This is a genomic window from Acinetobacter sp. DMC2 (assembly GCF_056314305.1).
In genome coordinates this window covers 85,537-101,730 of the sequence record NZ_JBQUYP010000003.1, presented here as the reverse complement: position 1 = coordinate 101,730, position 16,194 = coordinate 85,537, and the positions used below count along the sequence as shown (strand labels likewise).

Sequence of the window (16,194 nt, the reverse complement as noted above, 5' to 3'; positions counted from 1 at the left end):
TGCGACAATAATTAATTGTGAATTAGCATACTTGGTTAATGAGACAATGAAGCATCAGTTTAAATTTAATCCTTTAGCGACAGCTATTTTTACGCTCTTATGTGGCTCCATACAATCAAGTTATGCTGAGTCAGCTGATGTTGTCTCCAATATAGACAATAATCAACTTAAAGCGAGCATCAAAGAAGCCTACCCGGGTCAAGAATTCTTTCAACAGTACTATGTTGATAAATCTGCACCTGAGGCCCAGCTTCGTGACAATAAATATTTAAGCTCGGCATTTTGCCAGGGTACTTGGGTTACACCGATTAACCCACAGACCAAAGCCTTAGATGCTGATAAGACGACTTCTGTCGTTACGGCTAATTATGGACATTACAATCCTGCCGGCGACTCGGTTTTAGAAGGCGATGTCGTTATTGATCAGGAAGGGCGCACAGTTCGTGCTGACAAGGTTACGATTGATAAGACACAAACCTTTGCACACGCACAAGGCCGAGTACAACTCGCTCAAGGTGGGTTGCTTTCACAGAGTGACGAAATTAATTACAACCTAAAAAACCAGACTGGTAATTTAGAAAATAGTTTTTATATTTCTGAACAGCAACATGCTCATGGTCATGCAGGGAAAATCGAAAGAACATCACCAAATGTGATGGTTCTTAACGATGCGACCTACTCGACTTGTCCACCGGGTCAAAAACCTGGTTGGAAAATTCAAGCAAATAAAATTGAGTTAAATCAGGAAACTGGACGTGGTACAACCCACGGAACAAAACTATATGTTAAAGATGTTCCAGTTCTAGCAATTCCCTACTTTAACTTCCCAATTGATGATCGCCGAACTACAGGTATTCTTAATCCACAGTTTGGCTTCTCAAACGATGGTGGTGTTGAGCTCTCTGTTCCGGTTTATTTAAACCTTGCACCTAACTATGATCTGACACTTACTCCACGCTATTTAGCAGACCGCGGTGCAATGTTAAAAGGTGACTTTAGATATTTAACCGATGGCTTTGGTGCGGGTGAGATGTGGGGTGGCATGTTGCCATCTGACAAAGAATATGATGATAAAGATCGTAAAGATTTCCATTTCTTACATAACTGGAATATCAACGATCAATGGTCGACCAATCTAGAGTACAACTACGCTTCAGATAAAGACTATTTCTCAGATTTAGATAGCAGCCCTAACTCTAAAACAGACTTAAACTTACGTAGAGCATGGGAGCTTAACTATCAACACGGTATTCCGGGTTTAAAAGCTCAGCTTAAGGTCGAAGATTTCCAGACACTTGACCCTGACATTGCCGATGTTGATAAGCCTTATGCACGCTTGCCACAATTCTTATTGAATTATGTCACGGGTAATCCATTAGGTTTACAATACGAATTTAATAACGATACTGCATACTTCAAGAAATCAATTAATGATGATTCTGCTCAGGAAAGTAGCGGTACACGTATCTACAACCAGTTTGCAACACGCTACAACTACCGTACACCAGCAGCATTTGTAATCCCTGAAGTTTCAGTACGTTCTATTCAAACATTCTACGATAAGGACAGTATCGCATCTCAAGGTCTAGATGGCGGTTCTGAAAATAAATCAGTGGTTGTACCTCAATTCACATTGGATACTGGACTGAATTTTGAACGTGAGGGCAAGTACCTACAAACACTTACCCCTCGTGCGTTTTATGCATATGCTCCATACAAAAACCAAGACAACTATCCAAATTTTGACTCAACTTCAGCATCAGTAAGTTACGATCAATTATTTAACCCTTACCGCTTCTACGGACATGACCGTCTTGAAGACAACAACTTTCTATCACTTGGCGTAAGCTATAGCCTTTTTGACACAGTCGGCTTAGAGCGTTTACGTGCAAGTGTTGGTCAAAGTTATTATTTTGAAGATCGTCGTGTGACATTAAAGCAACAAGATGAGATTGATACTGAAAGTAACACTGGTCCAGTTGTAAGTTTAACAAGCCAGTTAAACCAAAACTTCACCATTGCTGCTAACTCAGCATGGATGTCTAATGGTGACAATGCTCAGCGTGATTTCCAAGTTTATTATACTGGAGATAAAGGAAACCTATATAACTTAGGCTATTTCTACCGTAAAGATATTGCAGGACGTCAAGATACTTACGATCAGGTTGTTGCATCGTTTATACAACCAGTTAAAGATAATTGGCGTATTATGGGCCACGTACAATATGACATGGACAATGATGTTGCCCGCGAGATATTACTAGGGGTTAACTATGAGTCATGTTGCTGGGGCATTTCTGTCTATGGTCGCTCATACTATAACGATCTAGATGATCCAAAATCTCCAGATGTTAGTGAAAAACGTGCCATTATGGCCGAAATTACGCTAAAAGGTTTAGGTGGTTTAAACAATAAACTCGCGTCTTTACTTGAAAATCGCGTTTTAGGTTTTAACAAAATTAATCAATCTTGGACACAACGTTAATGAAGACAAAGCATCTTAAACAGTTTTTTAAAGCAACTACCCTTGCTGCCCTAATCTCTTCATCAATGCATAGTTTTGCCCAACCCGCTGATGAAGTTGTGGCAATTGTGGACAATAGCGTAATTTTAAAAAGTGATCTTCAACAAGGGATGGCTGAAGCCGCTCACGAACTACAAGCACAAAAAAAAGAGGTTCCCCCTCAGCAATATTTACAATTCCAGGTGTTAGATCAACTCATCTTGCGTGAGGCACAACTTGAACAAGTTAAAAAATATGGCATCAAACCTGATGAAAAAAGCTTAAATGAAGCAGTCTTAAAAGTAGCAAGTCAATCTGGAAGTAAAAGTTTAGAAGCTTTCCAGCAAAAGTTGGATGCTATGGCACCAGGAACTTATGAAAGTTTACGTGGCCGAATCGCTGAAGATTTAGCGATTAGCCGTTTGCGCCAACAACAAGTCATGTCCCGTATTAAAATTAGTGACCAAGACGTAGAAAACTTCTTGAAATCACCTCAGGGACAGGCTGCTTTAGGCAACCAAGCACACGTAATTCATATGCGTATTACTGGTGATAATCCGCAGGAAGTTCAATCTGTAGCTCAAGAAGTACGTTCGAAGCTTGCACAAAGTAATGATATAAACGCCTTGAAAAAACTTTCAACTGCAAATACAAAAGTTGAAGGTGCTGACATGGGATTCCGCCCACTTTCAGACATTCCCGCCGAACTTGCAGCCCGTATTACCCCATTACAAGAAGGTCAAACAACCGACTTAATTTCAGTACGTGATGGTGTACATGTTTTAAAACTTATTGAACGCAAACAAAATGAGCAAAAAGCTTTAGTACCTCAATATCAAACTCGCCATATTCTTATTCAACCGTCTGAAGTGGTTAGCCTTGAAAATGCCAAGCAAATTATTGACAACATCTATAAACGCTTAAAAGCTGGCGATGATTTTGCAACTCTTGCAGCGACCTACTCAAATGATACAGGCTCTGCGCGAGATGGCGGCAGCTTAGGTTGGGTTACTCCAGGCATGATGGTGCCTGAATTTGACAAGAAAATGCAGGAAATTCCTGTCGGTGAAATCAGCGAACCATTCCAAACTCAATTCGGTTGGCATATTTTACAAGTAACTGAAAAACGTGAAAAAGATATGACTCATGAATATCAAGAGCGTATGGCACGTCAAATTTTAGGTGAACGTCAATTTAATACTGAAATCGACAGCTGGTTGCGTGAAGTGCGTGCGAATGCTTATGTAGAAATTAAAGATCCAAGTCTAGACAAAAAGAACTTACAAAAGTAAGTCTTTTGTCTTCATTAAAACCTGCGTTCATCGCAGGTTTTTTTTATGAATAAAATTCACTTAATAAAAAACCGGTTATAAAAAACCGGTTTTTTTAAATTAAACCCTAACGGGAATTATTTATAACGATCAACCATTTTCTCTAAAGAAATTGGACGAATCTTGTCAGCATTTCCAGCTGTACCAAATGCTTCATAACGATCGATACAAATTTGCTTCATTGTATCAACTGTTTTAGCAAAGTATTTACGTGGATCAAACTCAGATGGATTCTCTGCCAAAAATTGACGAATCGCACCAGTTGAAGCTAAACGTAAATCAGTATCGATGTTGATTTTACGTACACCGTGTTTGATTGCTTCTACAAGCTGCTCAACAGGTACACCATAAGTTTCGCCAATATTACCGCCAAACTCATTGATTACCTTTAACCATTCTTGCGGAACAGAACTCGAACCATGCATTACAAGGTGAGTATTTGGTAATGCCGCATGAATTTCTTTAATGCGGTCAATTGCCAAAATATCTCCTGTAGGTGGACGCGTAAATTTATACGCACCGTGTGAAGTACCAACTGCAATTGCTAGTGCATCAACATTCGTATCAGCAACGAACTGAGTCGCTTCTTCAACAGAAGTTAAAAGTTGTGAGTGGTCTAGCACACCTTCTGCGCCAACACCATCTTCTTCACCAGCCATACCAGTTTCAAGGCTACCTAAACAGCCAATCTCACCTTCGACAGAAACACCACATGCATGCGCTAAAGCAACAACATTACGAGTTACATCAACGTTGTATTCGTAAGATGTAGGTGTTTTACCGTCTACACCTAATGAACCGTCCATCATCACAGAGCTAAAGCCAAGCTGAATTGAACGCTGACAGATATCAGGGCTTGTACCATGATCTTGGTGCATTACCACTGGAATATGTGGCCATTCTTCAATTGCAGCCAAAATAAGATGGCGTAAGAATGGAGCGCCTGCATATTTGCGAGCTCCAGCTGATGCTTGAACAATTACAGGTGAATTGGTTGCATCCGCGGCAAGCATGATTGCGCGCATTTGTTCTAAGTTATTTACGTTAAATGCTGGTACGCCGTAGTTATGTTCAGCAGCGTGATCCAAGAGCTGGCGCATTGAAATGAGTGCCATAATATCCTCCCAGGTAGTGCGGGTTATTCTACCCTTTCATTTATTTCAATTCAGCAACAAATCACAGTATTTCAAAAAAAATCCCCGCATATGCAGGGATTTTTTAACAAAAAACAACAAATTAATGTGTTTCTGAAGCAGCAGCCTCGCTTGATGCACTACCTTCAACCACATCAGTATTCTTTTCATCTAAAACTGGTTTATCAATCGCATCAATTGCTGCTTGTTGCTCAGGCGTTACTTTTTCAGAAACAGCAGTAGAAGCTGCCGATTCTTGTCCAGCCTGAGATGCTTCATCTTTCTTAGCACAAGCAGTCAACATCATCGGTACAATTAACACAGCAGCAAATGTAAGCTTTAAATTCATCACTATTGTCCACAGTTGGTGATTTAATGCTCGCTATTTTATTGCAGATATATGACAGTTTAATGACCTATCCATGAAAAAAGGGACTGGCAACCCAATCCCTTATTGTTTTTAGATAACAGTATTAAGCACGCTCAAGTAAAACTGCAACTGCTGGCAAAGTCTTTCCTTCAACAAACTCAAGGAATGCACCACCACCTGTAGAAATATAACCAATTTGATCAGCAACGTTATATTTATCAATCGCAGCTAAAGTATCTCCGCCACCAGCAATAGAGAAACCAGCAGATTCAGCAACAGCAAGCGAAAGCGCTTTCGTACCTTCACCAAACTGATCAACTTCAAATACGCCTACTGGACCATTCCAAAGAATCGTTTTTGATGTTGTTAAAATATTTGCAAATGCTTTAGCTGTTTCCGGGCCAACATCTAAAATCATGTCGTTTGAAGTTACATCTTCTACTTTCTTCACAACTGCTTGCGCTGCTGCTAAAGAACCCAAGAAATCTTCAAAATTAATTTGCGAAGCATCCGCAACTACCACATCTGTAGGAAGTGGAACACTTACTTTCGCTGCAATTTGTTTTGCAGTTTCAACCAAGTCAGCTTCGTATAGTGACTTACCGACATTGAAACCAGCAGCAGCCAAGAATGTATTGGCAATACCACCACCAACGATGAGTTGATCACAAATACTAGAAAGTGAGTTTAGAACATCAAGTTTAGTTGAAACTTTAGAGCCTGCAACAATTGCAACCATAGGTTTTTCAGGAGTTTGCATTGCACGGCCTAGTGCATCTAACTCAGCTGCCAATAAAGGGCCAGCTGCTGCTACAGGAGCAAAACGAGCTACCCCTTCAGTAGAGGCTTCTGCACGGTGAGCAGTACCAAATGCATCCATTACAAATACATCGCATAATGCAGCATATTTTTGTGCAAGCTCTGGATTATTTTTCTTTTCGCCATGGTTAAAGCGTACATTCTCAAGCAATACAACTTGACCAGCTTCAACTTCTACGCCATCTAGGTAATCAGTTAACAATTTAACTTCTTGACCCAATACTTCTGTTAAATAAGCAGCGACTGGTGCAAGTGATTGTTCCGGCTTTGGTTCACCTTCAACAGGACGACCTAGATGTGAAAATACCATCACTGCTGCGCCTTTTTCTAAAGCAGCTTTGATCGTTGGTAATGCTGCACGTAAGCGAGCATCACTAGTAATCACACCATTTTTGACAGGAACGTTTAAATCTTCACGAATAAGGACGCGTTTACCTGTTAAGTTAAGGTCAGTCATACGCTGAAAATTCATGTAAAGCTCTCTTTATGATTTTAAAAACGCGCCAATTTTAAATGATTACATCAAAAAAGGTTAGTTTTTTTGCATAAAAGCTGTAGAAAGCCTGAGTTTTGATTATGATAGAGATAGTCATTTGATATTTCATCCATTATGTCTATTCATCCAGATCCACAAATCAATCGTTTAAATGTTTTAGGGGAACCTTTAGCAAGCTGTTGTTTCGACCCTATTACTGGCTATTTTAGAAATGGTTTCTGCCACACAGCAGTAACAGACCTTGGTCAACATACCGTATGTGCGCAAATGACCTCTGATTTTTTAAATTTTTCACAAAAAATAGGTAATGATCTTATTACCCCGTTACCAGAAGTAGATTTCCCTGGCCTAAAACCCGGTGATTTCTGGTGTATCTGTGTAACCCGCTGGGTAGAAGCATATCAAGCAGGTCAGGCACCTCCTATCAAAATACATGCATGTCACCAAGCTGTATTAAGCTATGTACCTTTAGATGTTTTAATGGAATTTGCAGTGTAATGGTTCAGCCACAAATTATTTTGGCGTCAAGCAGTCAAACACGTAAAGCCTTAATGGATCGCTTAGGGATTAACTATATCTGTGTGAGTCCTGACATTGATGAGAGCCCTCGCAATGAAACCCATGCCGATGAACTTGCGAAAAGGCTAGCTTTCACAAAAGCTCAAGTGGTTGCTGCACAAAACCCACATGCAATTATTATTGGTTCCGATCAAGTCGCATGGCGAGAACACGCTCCTAACGACTTTATTGGTAAACCAATGACCACTGAGAATGCCAAAATACAGTTAGCAGAAAACTCAGGTCGAACTGTCTTCTTTAGTACGGCACTCAGTGTGCAATGGCTTGATGGGAATTTTGAGCAAACGCTTGTTGAACATTATCAAGTTAAATTCCGAACCCTAACTCAAGCTGAAATTGAACGATATATTGCATTAGATCAACCACTCCATTGCGCTGGTAGCTTTAAGTGTGAAAGTTTAGGAATTAGTTTGTTCAAAAAAATGACTGGCCTAGATCAGACGACACTTATGGGTTTACCCATGATTCAACTTTGCCATATTCTAAGGCAGCTTGGTCTACAAATTCCTTAATTTTAGATGTTTTTATAAATAGGTTATTTCCATGACAGAACCTTTAGCAGTTTTAGGCGGTATTACTGCCGAACAATTTTTAGCAGAATATTGGCAGAAAAAACCTTTACTAGTACGTAACGGGTTGCCAGAAATTGTAGGTCTTTTAGAACCCCAAGATGTGCAAGAACTTGCTTTGGAAGAACATGCGAGTGCCCGACTCATTCGCCAAAAAGATAAAAATCCAAATGAATGGCACGTCAAGTCTTCACCTTTAACCAAGGGTGATTTTCAAAAGCTCCCAAAACTATGGACTCTTTTAGTACAAGCTGTAGATCATTATTCATTTGATCTGTCTGAACTTTGGAAAAAATTTCCATTTATTCCTCAATGGCGCCGCGATGACATTATGGTCTCCTACGCTCCTAAAGGTGGCTCAGTAGGAAAGCATTTTGATTTTTATGATGTGTTTCTAGTTCAAGGTCATGGACATCGTCGCTGGCAGTTAGGACAAATGTGTGATGCAAATACTTCCTTTGTACCAAATCAACCATTAAAACTCTTGCCAGAAATAGATGTACAATTTGATGAAATTTTGGCACCTGGTGATTTACTATATATTCCGCCTGGAATGGCACATTATGGCGTTGCTGAAGATGATTGCCTAACGTTCTCATTTGGCTTTCGCATGCCAAACGTTGCAGGGATGATGGAACGTATTAGTGATCAATTTTCAGCTAACACTTTATTGCAAAATCCTGTTGTCGACATCGCACGTAAACAGATGAGTCAAGTTGGTGAAATTAATACCTCTGAACTTGGTTACTTAAAAGACTTAGTATTAGCTCAATTACAAGATTCAGCAGCACTTGATGCCGCTATCATGTCTTATATGAGTGAACCTAAATATCCGGATAATATTCCAGAGGCTGATGAAATCGAAGCCGATGACTTGAAGGAAATTTTGCACGAAGGTTACGAGGTTCTTTTAGAGCCAGCCTCTCGACTACTCTATACAGAAAAAAGCGGAAGCCTAAACTTTTGGGGAAATGGTGAAGCGCTATTTATAGTTGAGTCCTTTGAGCAAAAATTAAAAGCAATTGCTAATGGAGAAAGTCTAGCTTTCGATAGCCAATTTAGTGATGATGAAACGCTAGAAAACGTTGCTCACTTGTTAAATGAATCTATCCTGATGCTTTTACCTCCTGCAGAGTAAACGTCTTAATAAAAGTAGACTTTTTCATGAGCGTGGAAAAGTCTACTTTTTAAATTAACAACCTATATTCAAAATAAACTCGATTATTGCTCATTAAATTTATCTGCAAATCCTTAAATAGCGCGTAATCAAAGTTATTAAGCGTAAGAAATCTTGAAATCAAAATTAAAAATAGAAAATCTTATTATTAAAGAAATAGCATACCTCTTACTTACTTTTTCCTTAAAATCTAAACGATACCGTTTAAAAAAATAATATCTTTTTTCTATCAATAACAAACAATACCTTGTAAAATTAAAGGTCCAGATTCTCATTAATACAGATCACATTTCAAGCAAATAGCAATTCATTTGTGAGAGGCTAAAAAAATATGTCGAAAAAAGATGACATTATTAACACCGCATTAAGACTTTTTAACTCGTATAGCTATAATTCTATAGGTGTAGATCGCATCATTAATGAATCTGGTGTTGCAAAAATGACTTTCTATAAGCATTTTCCATCAAAAGAAAAGTTAATTGAAGAATGCCTACTTCTACGGAATACGCTTTTACAAAATTCGCTTACTTCTGCTTTATCACAACATGATGAGTTAGATCCTCTCGCGAGAATTAAAGCAGTATTTTTATGGTATTCCGACTGGTTTAATAGTGAAGATTTTAATGGCTGTATGTTTCAAAAAGCTTTGGAAGAAGTTTTAAAACAGTATCCATCAACACACCAACCCGCTACGTTGTATAAAGCTTGGTTGACTCAACTTATGCAAAATCTTCTTAATCAATATGATGTAAAAGAACCAGGTCCTTTATCTTTATTACTCGTTAATATATTGGAAGGTATGACCATTCAAGCTCAGGTCGAACATGGTTCAATAAAAATCTATGATTATTGGAATCGGGTTGAAAAGTTAATCGACTTTGAAAGAGCAGCTTAAAAATAAAGCGTGATGTTCTTCTTCTTATATTAATGTTCTTCTTATCTATCACGCTGCGTCTGAAAGTCATTTTGGTTCTAAATTAGACGTTTTTTTCGACCCTACCGAACCAAAATATACAGACCTGTCTGTACAAAACAGATTATATATTTAAAAAATAAAAACTCAATCACTTTTTATGATTCCTTTAAAGATAAATTAGATTTAACTATTTATCCGAGTGAAATAGCAGTTATTTCATATTAACTTCAATTCACTTATACTTAACAATTAAACTTATAACACAATGCAACACTTTAGACACAAAAGAACTACAAACAACTGTTTTTAATTAAAAATACTACTTATTTATCAGTTCCCCTTATATTGCTTTTCAACAAAAACAATTGGATTGATTAGTTTTGCTACATTCATTTCTGCAAGATCAATCTATACTATGCCCGCTATATTGATATAGGTATAAAGTATGAAAGATGGACTCCAAATTGAAGAAATGAAAAATGCGGCTGATTCAGTCGTTGGAATTCTCAAATCTTTGGCTAATACAGATCGTTTATTAATTTTATGTCACTTAGCTTATGAAGAGCTAAATGTCTCACAAATTGAAGAGAAGACTCAAATTACACAGCCCACTCTTTCACAACAGCTTATGATGTTACGTAAAAGTGATGTTGTATCAACTCGTCGCGATGGTAAGCAAATTTTTTATTCTATTAAGGATGATAATATGCATTCAATTTTAAATACGCTTCACCAACTGTATTGTGCAAGTAAATAAAATCTTTAAATTATAAATTTATAATAATAGTAGTAATTTCCTGAAATATGCGATTTTTCAGCTTGAAAGCTTAGAGTCTAGTCCAAGCACAAAGTTTTGAAAATTCGCGTAGCTTTTCCAAAGTTTTACTTACCTCTTTACTCTTTTAAAATTCATTTCTCTGTAGTTTATCGGATACTTGCACAGCTTTTTGATCTAATTAATTTTTCAATGAGCATTTAACAAACAAAATCACCAATTATAGATTCCCATATTTAAAATTAATCAAAATAAAAACAATGACTTAATATTACCAATAATTATAAAAACTTATACTTGCTATAAAAAAGCTTAAGATTCACAGCACTTAAGTATAAAATACTCCGCTTGTTCAACCTTTAGCCATGATTAGGTTAATAAGGCCTTTATATGCTTGCATTCTTTTCTCGATTAAGCTTAGTCACTAAGATTATTATCGCCATTATTCTAGGGATAGGCGTTGCATTACTATTTCCGAACGTTACGCCTTATTTAAGTTTATTTGGTGAGCTTTTCATTAAAGCCTTAAAATCGGTTGCCCCTATTTTAGTTTTTGTATTGGTGCTTTCCTCTATTGCCAACTTCCAAGTAGGCCATAGTGCAAATTTACGCCCAGTCTTACTTCTATACGTAATAGGGATGTTGCTAGCCGCTTTTAGTGCTGTTATTGCAAGTTTATCTTTTCCAAGCACTCTTTATCTCAACACGGTTTCTCATAATAATTTACAAGCACCAGGAAGTTTAGCTGATATTTTAAAAAATCTGCTTTTAAGCTTTATTGCGAACCCTGTTCAAGCAATTAGTGAAGCAAACTTTATTGGTATTTTAGCTTGGGCAATTGGTTTAGGTTTAGCCATGCGCCATAGCTCAGACACCACAAAACAAGTGATGCAAGATGTTGCACATGCTGTCAGTGCTATTATTCACAAAGTAATTGCTTTTGCACCAGTCGGTATTTTTGGATTAGTTGCAGTGACTTTTGCAGATGCTGGTCTCGCGACGCTTGAAAGCTATGCACACTTATTAGCGGTATTACTAGGAACAATGTTATTTGTTGCCCTCGTGGTTAACCCTATTTTGGTAGGCTTAACAATCCGCGGCAATCCATATCCATTAGTTTTTAAATGTTTAAAAGAAAGTGGTATTACAGCATTCTTTACACGAAGTTCTGCAGCCAATATTCCGGTTAACTTAGATTTGGCTGAGCGATTAGGTGTTAATCCATCTACAGCAAGTGTGTCTATTCCATTAGGTGCGACAATCAATATGGCTGGTGCGGCAGTGACAATTACTGTACTCACACTTGCAACTGTACATACACTTGGTATTCATGTTGATTTGGCTACAATGGTTATTTTATCAGTTGTTGCTACAGTTTCAGCATGTGGTGCATCTGGTGTTGCGGGAGGGTCTTTACTTTTGATTCCAGTAGCATGTAGTTTATTTGGTATTTCAACTGAAATTGCTATGCAAGTTGTTGCAGTGGGTATGATTATTAGTGTATTGCAAGACTCTACAGAAACAGCGCTTAACTCTTCTACGGATGTTTTATTTACCGCAGCTGTAGATATTCGCTCTAAACAAGCCTCTTAAACACATGCCATTTCAACGTCTACCAAACTGGTTCCAACTCGGAGCCTTTTTACTGGCATTCAATGCCGGAATGATTAATGTATTAGGGTTAATTACCCTTTTGCATCAATCTATTTCACATATGACTGGCAACGTTAGTATGCTAGCTATGAGTTTGGTAGAGTGGCAACCGAAACATATCATTTTCTTGCTTCTAGTAATTATTTGTTATGTTTGTGGTTCATTTTACAGTGGTTTTATTTTAGGCAGCAGTCACTTTCGATTAGGTCGTCGCTATGGCTTACCTTTGAGTCTTGTTGCCTTATTCATTTTTCTTTGTTGGCTATTACTACCTTATTTTCCACGCTATGGATTATTATGGGCTTGTACAGCGATGGGCCTACAAAATGCGATGGTAAGCCATTATAAAGGAACCATTATTCGAACTACCCATCTATCTGGTGTTTTAACAGATATTGGTTTAGCCCTTGGATACAAAGCTCGAGGCTTACCAGTAGAAAACCGACGTATTGTTTTACACTTACTTATTTTTACAGGTTTTCTGCTTGGTGGGATACTCGCAGCACTAGTACATCCGTATTTAAAGTTACAAGCATTTTTATTGCCAGCAACTTTAAGCTTAGTCTTAAGTATTTCTTACTGGGTAGTTTATCTCTATAGCCCTTCAACTTCACATAAGGATTAAGTCATGGTTAAAAATGCCTTACAAGCACAGCTACTGAAAGCTGGGTTAGTGGATAATAAAAAAGCAAAAAAACTAACAAAACAAGCTCACCATGAGCAACGTATCGGTCAAAGTGATGAGCCAGCAATCAAAGCGAATATTGAAAAAGCTCAACAAAAAAAGTTAGCTAAAGATCAGGCTTTAAACTTAGAAAAACAACAACAGCTTGAGGAAAAAGCCCTCAAAGCATCAATCATTCAAATGATTAAACATCATAAAATTTCAAATACTGATGGCGATAGTGTTTATCAATTTATTGATGAGAGTAAGATCAAGAAGGTATATATTTCTCAGCAAGTATATAATGCACTTGTTACCGGTAGCTTAGTCATTGCTAAAGACCAAGATCAATACGCTTATTTGCCAAAAGCTTTAGCTGAAAAAATAGATCAAAAAATGCAAGGTTTCATTTTAATGAATAATGCTGAGAAAAATGAACAAGCCACTGATGAAGAAGATCCTTATGCAGCGTATGTTATTCCTGATGATTTAATGTGGTAATACATACAAGGGCCTTTATGATGCAGATATAAAGGCCTTTTTCGATTTAGGTTAAAAATTATTAATTTAACAAACGTTCAAAATATTAAGAAAAAATACTTAAAGAATAAATTCCTTCACCACTTTATCTATTAATCCCGATATAATAAATCATAATTTTTAAGTCCTCGCGACAGTCTTGAATATTTCTTCAGACATCCAAATTTTACGTCATGTACTAATGAATGACGTACAAAGTAATCAGTTCATATGTATTTACACATGCTCAAAAGATCAAAAACCTAAGTAATATTGATCTAACTGACTTTTCTGTAAATTTAATTGCAAAAACTTAATTAAGTGGCTTTTGTCTTAAAGGTAGTAATTCATGCTGAAGTGGTTTGAAAAACTTGTAGATCCCTACCCAACAAAAGGTCTGGATGAACCTTTACCAACTCGTTTTTTCCCATTTGTCTGGCAAGCGACAGAAGGCTTACGCCCATACTTATTCTTACTTATTCTTTTTACAGCAGGTGCTGCAAGCTTTGAAGCCTTACTTTTTTCAAAGATTGGACAACTCGTGGATTGGTTAAGTAAAAGTCATCCTGAAAGTTTTTTAAGTCAACATGCAGCTGATTTACTAATTTTAATTAGTGTTTTATTTGCTAATATCTTTTTCGTAAATTTTCAATCTATTATTAAACATCAGATTTTATATAGTACTTTTCCAATGCGTTTGCGTTGGCGTTTTCATAATCTGTTATTGAAACAAAGCTTAGATTTTTTCCATAATGACTTTGCTGGAAGACTTTCTGCAAAAGTTATGCAAACTGCCCTAGCAGTCCGTGAATTCTGGATTATTTTGGGTGACATGTTAGCATACGTGGCTATTTACTTTATTACGGTTAGCATTGTCCTTGGGGCTATTTCCCCTATTTTGTTAATACCACTTTTAGTTTGGTTAACTTTATTTCTCTTAAGTGCATGGTTCTTTATTCCCCGTTTAAGTAAAGTTTCTCAGCAACAAGCTGATGCCAGAGCAGTTATGACTGGCCGCATTACTGATGCTTACACCAATATTCAAACTGTTAAATTGTTTGCTCATGCGGGACGTGAGAGCCAATATGCAAAAGCCTCAATGAAAGAGTTTATGACAACAGTCTATGCTCAGATGCGTTTAGGCACTCTTTTTGAAATAAGTATCAACATGCTATCAGCTGTTTTATTTATTGGTGTTATTGGCACGTCAGTTTGGCTATGGACTCAAGGTTTAGCAGCATTAGGTGTAATTGCAGCGACTACTGCCATGATTTTAAAGCTTAATAGTATGGCTGAATTTATGATGTGGCATATGTCCGCGTTATTTGAAAATGTCGGAACCATTCAAGATGGTATGCAGACATTAGGTAAAAAAATCAATATTCAAGACAAACCAGATGCAAAAACTCTTGAAGTTGCCAAAGGTGAGATTGTATTTAAAGATGTGAGTTTTGCTTATAACAATAAAAATGTAATTGACCACTTCAATTTACATATTAAAGCAGGTGAAAAGATTGGTATTGTTGGGCGTTCAGGTGCAGGTAAATCAACTCTAATCCAACTGCTTTTACATTTTTATCATCTTAAAGACGGTGAAATTTTAATTGATGGCCAAAATATTGAAAATGTGACTCAAGATAGTCTAAGAGCCAATATTGCCTTAGTAACCCAAGATACGTCTTTATTACATCGCTCAGTAGCTGAAAATATTAAATATGGCCGTCCAGATGCATCTGATGCCGAGATGGAGAATGCTGTAAATAAAGCCAAAGCAGCCGAATTTATACCTCAATTGGTTGACTTAAAAGGTCGTAATGGATATCACGCCCAAGTCGGTGAACGTGGTGTAAAACTTTCTGGTGGTCAAAGACAACGTATTGCTATCGCACGTGTATTCTTAAAAGATGCTCCTATTCTCATTTTAGATGAAGCAACCAGTGCACTAGATTCAGAAGTTGAAGCAGCAATTCAATCCAGTTTAAATGACCTGATGGTTGATAAAACGGTTATTGCAATTGCACACCGATTATCTACTATTGCACAAATGGACCGTTTAATTGTTCTTGATGAAGGTCGAATTGCTGAGCAAGGAACACATGAAGAGTTAATTGCTCAAAATGGAATATATGCACAATTATGGAAACGCCAAACAGGCGGTTTCCTATTTGAACAAAAAGTTTTACAGGGTCAAGATTAATGCTTTATTTAGAAGATTTGAAAATTGGTGATCGTTTCATTAGCCGTGAATATGAAATCACCTTAGATGAAATCAAAAAATTTGCAAACTCCTATGACCCTCAAACATTTCACACAGATGAAGAGCAAGCTAAGCATGACCCTATTTTTCAGGGGATTGCTGCAAGTGGCTGGCATACGTCAGCCATCACTATGCGTTTATGGACAGAATGCATGCCTATTCATGGCGGCCTAATAGGTTCTGAATCTAGTCTACGATGGCCACGCCCTACTCGACCTGGTGATAGAATTCATGTTGAAGCTGAAATTTCAGCTATCACACCATCCAAAACAAAATTAGATCGTGGTATTGTTAGTTACGTTACGCAAGCCTTAAATCAACATGGGGATGTTTTACTTATTTCAACAACAAAAATTGTTGTCTTTAAAAAAAATGTTTAAAAATGGTTGATATGATTGTCTAACAGTTTTTATAAACTCAGATTATATTTCAT

15 protein-coding genes are annotated in these 16,194 nt (G+C 37.3%); 12 read left to right on the top strand and 3 right to left on the bottom strand.

Going from position 1 to position 16,194, the window contains the following annotated elements; translation table 11 throughout:
• Nucleotides 1-46 precede the first annotated feature (46 nt).
• Together ACT53H_RS07260 and ACT53H_RS07255 are read left to right on the top strand one after the other, a co-directional pair.
• Entirely contained in the window at nt 47-2,485 is a 2,439-nt protein-coding gene (locus tag ACT53H_RS07260) for an LPS-assembly protein LptD (RefSeq protein ID WP_004792757.1), read from the top strand.
• Nucleotides 2,485-3,795, top strand: a complete 1,311-nt coding sequence (locus ACT53H_RS07255; RefSeq protein WP_174739164.1) for a peptidylprolyl isomerase — start codon at nt 2,485-2,487, stop codon at nt 3,793-3,795. The genes ACT53H_RS07260 and ACT53H_RS07255 overlap by 1 nt, the downstream gene beginning before the upstream one ends.
• Before the next feature lie 116 nt (nt 3,796-3,911).
• Here ACT53H_RS07255 and fba read toward each other — a convergent pair whose 3' ends face one another.
• The 3 genes from fba to ACT53H_RS07240 form a co-directional block, all read right to left on the bottom strand.
• A complete protein-coding gene (fba, locus tag ACT53H_RS07250) occupies nt 3,912-4,949 on the bottom strand; it encodes a class II fructose-bisphosphate aldolase (RefSeq protein ID WP_005304678.1) in 1,038 nt (345 codons plus the stop codon).
• Between the two features lie 121 nt (nt 4,950-5,070).
• Nucleotides 5,071-5,316, bottom strand: coding sequence for a hypothetical protein (locus ACT53H_RS07245; RefSeq protein WP_013198094.1), 246 nt, complete (start codon nt 5,314-5,316; stop codon nt 5,071-5,073).
• A 124-nt stretch (nt 5,317-5,440) separates the two neighbouring features.
• Nucleotides 5,441-6,628 carry a phosphoglycerate kinase gene (locus ACT53H_RS07240; protein WP_004792764.1) on the bottom strand — a complete coding sequence of 396 codons (1,188 nt, stop codon included), beginning with the start codon at nt 6,626-6,628 and terminating at the stop codon, nt 5,441-5,443.
• Nucleotides 6,629-6,766: 138 nt separating this feature from the next.
• On the opposite strand from ACT53H_RS07240, the gene ACT53H_RS07235 reads away from it, so the two are divergent.
• The 10 genes from ACT53H_RS07235 (at nt 6,767) to ACT53H_RS07190 (ending at nt 16,141) form a co-directional block, all read left to right on the top strand.
• A complete protein-coding gene (locus ACT53H_RS07235) occupies nt 6,767-7,150 on the top strand; it encodes a DUF2237 family protein (RefSeq protein WP_003651438.1) in 384 nt (127 codons plus the stop codon).
• The gene (locus ACT53H_RS07230) at nt 7,150-7,743 is read left to right on the top strand and encodes a Maf family protein (protein WP_174728443.1); all 594 of its coding nucleotides are present in this window, start codon (nt 7,150-7,152) and stop codon (nt 7,741-7,743) included. The genes ACT53H_RS07235 and ACT53H_RS07230 overlap by 1 nt, the downstream gene beginning before the upstream one ends.
• Nucleotides 7,744-7,774: 31 nt before the next feature.
• Nucleotides 7,775-8,938 (top strand): ribosomal protein uL16 3-hydroxylase, encoded by a 1,164-nt coding sequence (locus ACT53H_RS07225; RefSeq protein ID WP_476008937.1) that lies wholly within the window; start codon nt 7,775-7,777, stop codon nt 8,936-8,938.
• A 370-nt stretch (nt 8,939-9,308) separates the two neighbouring features.
• Nucleotides 9,309-9,872, top strand: coding sequence for a TetR/AcrR family transcriptional regulator (locus tag ACT53H_RS07220; RefSeq protein ID WP_004792769.1), 564 nt, complete (start codon nt 9,309-9,311; stop codon nt 9,870-9,872).
• A gap of 466 nt (nt 9,873-10,338) precedes the next feature.
• Nucleotides 10,339-10,650, top strand: coding sequence for an ArsR/SmtB family transcription factor (locus tag ACT53H_RS07215; protein WP_002121379.1), 312 nt, complete (start codon nt 10,339-10,341; stop codon nt 10,648-10,650).
• Nucleotides 10,651-11,058: 408 nt separating this feature from the next.
• Nucleotides 11,059-12,261, top strand: coding sequence for a serine/threonine transporter SstT (gene sstT / locus ACT53H_RS07210; RefSeq protein WP_151962678.1), 1,203 nt, complete (start codon nt 11,059-11,061; stop codon nt 12,259-12,261).
• Between the two features lie 4 nt (nt 12,262-12,265).
• The gene (locus ACT53H_RS07205) at nt 12,266-12,946 is read left to right on the top strand and encodes a YoaK family protein (RefSeq protein WP_004792773.1); all 681 of its coding nucleotides are present in this window, start codon (nt 12,266-12,268) and stop codon (nt 12,944-12,946) included.
• A gap of 3 nt (nt 12,947-12,949) precedes the next feature.
• The gene (locus ACT53H_RS07200; protein WP_174746469.1) at nt 12,950-13,486 is read left to right on the top strand and encodes a DUF2058 domain-containing protein; all 537 of its coding nucleotides are present in this window, start codon (nt 12,950-12,952) and stop codon (nt 13,484-13,486) included.
• Nucleotides 13,487-13,853: 367 nt separating this feature from the next.
• Nucleotides 13,854-15,701, top strand: coding sequence for an ABC transporter ATP-binding protein (locus tag ACT53H_RS07195; RefSeq protein ID WP_238611163.1), 1,848 nt, complete (start codon nt 13,854-13,856; stop codon nt 15,699-15,701).
• A complete protein-coding gene (locus ACT53H_RS07190) occupies nt 15,701-16,141 on the top strand; it encodes a MaoC family dehydratase (RefSeq protein WP_004792778.1) in 441 nt (146 codons plus the stop codon). The genes ACT53H_RS07195 and ACT53H_RS07190 overlap by 1 nt, the downstream gene beginning before the upstream one ends.
• Nucleotides 16,142-16,194: the final 53 nt, after the last annotated feature.

Excerpts from the sequence above, each read along its gene's own strand:
- ACT53H_RS07260 (WP_004792757.1), top strand. The coding sequence starts at position 47 with ATGAAGCATCAGTTTAAATTTAATCCTTTAGCGACAGCTATTTTTACG.
- ACT53H_RS07255 (WP_174739164.1), top strand. The coding sequence starts at position 2,485 with ATGAAGACAAAGCATCTTAAACAGTTTTTTAAAGCAACTACCCTTGCT.
- fba (WP_005304678.1), bottom strand. The coding sequence starts at position 4,949 with ATGGCACTCATTTCAATGCGCCAGCTCTTGGATCACGCTGCTGAACAT.
- ACT53H_RS07245 (WP_013198094.1), bottom strand. The coding sequence starts at position 5,316 with ATGAATTTAAAGCTTACATTTGCTGCTGTGTTAATTGTACCGATGATG.
- ACT53H_RS07240 (WP_004792764.1), bottom strand. The coding sequence starts at position 6,628 with ATGAATTTTCAGCGTATGACTGACCTTAACTTAACAGGTAAACGCGTC.
- ACT53H_RS07235 (WP_003651438.1), top strand. The coding sequence starts at position 6,767 with ATGTCTATTCATCCAGATCCACAAATCAATCGTTTAAATGTTTTAGGG.
- ACT53H_RS07230 (WP_174728443.1), top strand. The coding sequence starts at position 7,150 with ATGGTTCAGCCACAAATTATTTTGGCGTCAAGCAGTCAAACACGTAAA.
- ACT53H_RS07225 (WP_476008937.1), top strand. The coding sequence starts at position 7,775 with ATGACAGAACCTTTAGCAGTTTTAGGCGGTATTACTGCCGAACAATTT.
- ACT53H_RS07220 (WP_004792769.1), top strand. The coding sequence starts at position 9,309 with ATGTCGAAAAAAGATGACATTATTAACACCGCATTAAGACTTTTTAAC.
- ACT53H_RS07215 (WP_002121379.1), top strand. The coding sequence starts at position 10,339 with ATGAAAGATGGACTCCAAATTGAAGAAATGAAAAATGCGGCTGATTCA.
- sstT (WP_151962678.1), top strand. The coding sequence starts at position 11,059 with ATGCTTGCATTCTTTTCTCGATTAAGCTTAGTCACTAAGATTATTATC.
- ACT53H_RS07205 (WP_004792773.1), top strand. The coding sequence starts at position 12,266 with ATGCCATTTCAACGTCTACCAAACTGGTTCCAACTCGGAGCCTTTTTA.
- ACT53H_RS07200 (WP_174746469.1), top strand. The coding sequence starts at position 12,950 with ATGGTTAAAAATGCCTTACAAGCACAGCTACTGAAAGCTGGGTTAGTG.
- ACT53H_RS07195 (WP_238611163.1), top strand. The coding sequence starts at position 13,854 with ATGCTGAAGTGGTTTGAAAAACTTGTAGATCCCTACCCAACAAAAGGT.
- ACT53H_RS07190 (WP_004792778.1), top strand. The coding sequence starts at position 15,701 with ATGCTTTATTTAGAAGATTTGAAAATTGGTGATCGTTTCATTAGCCGT.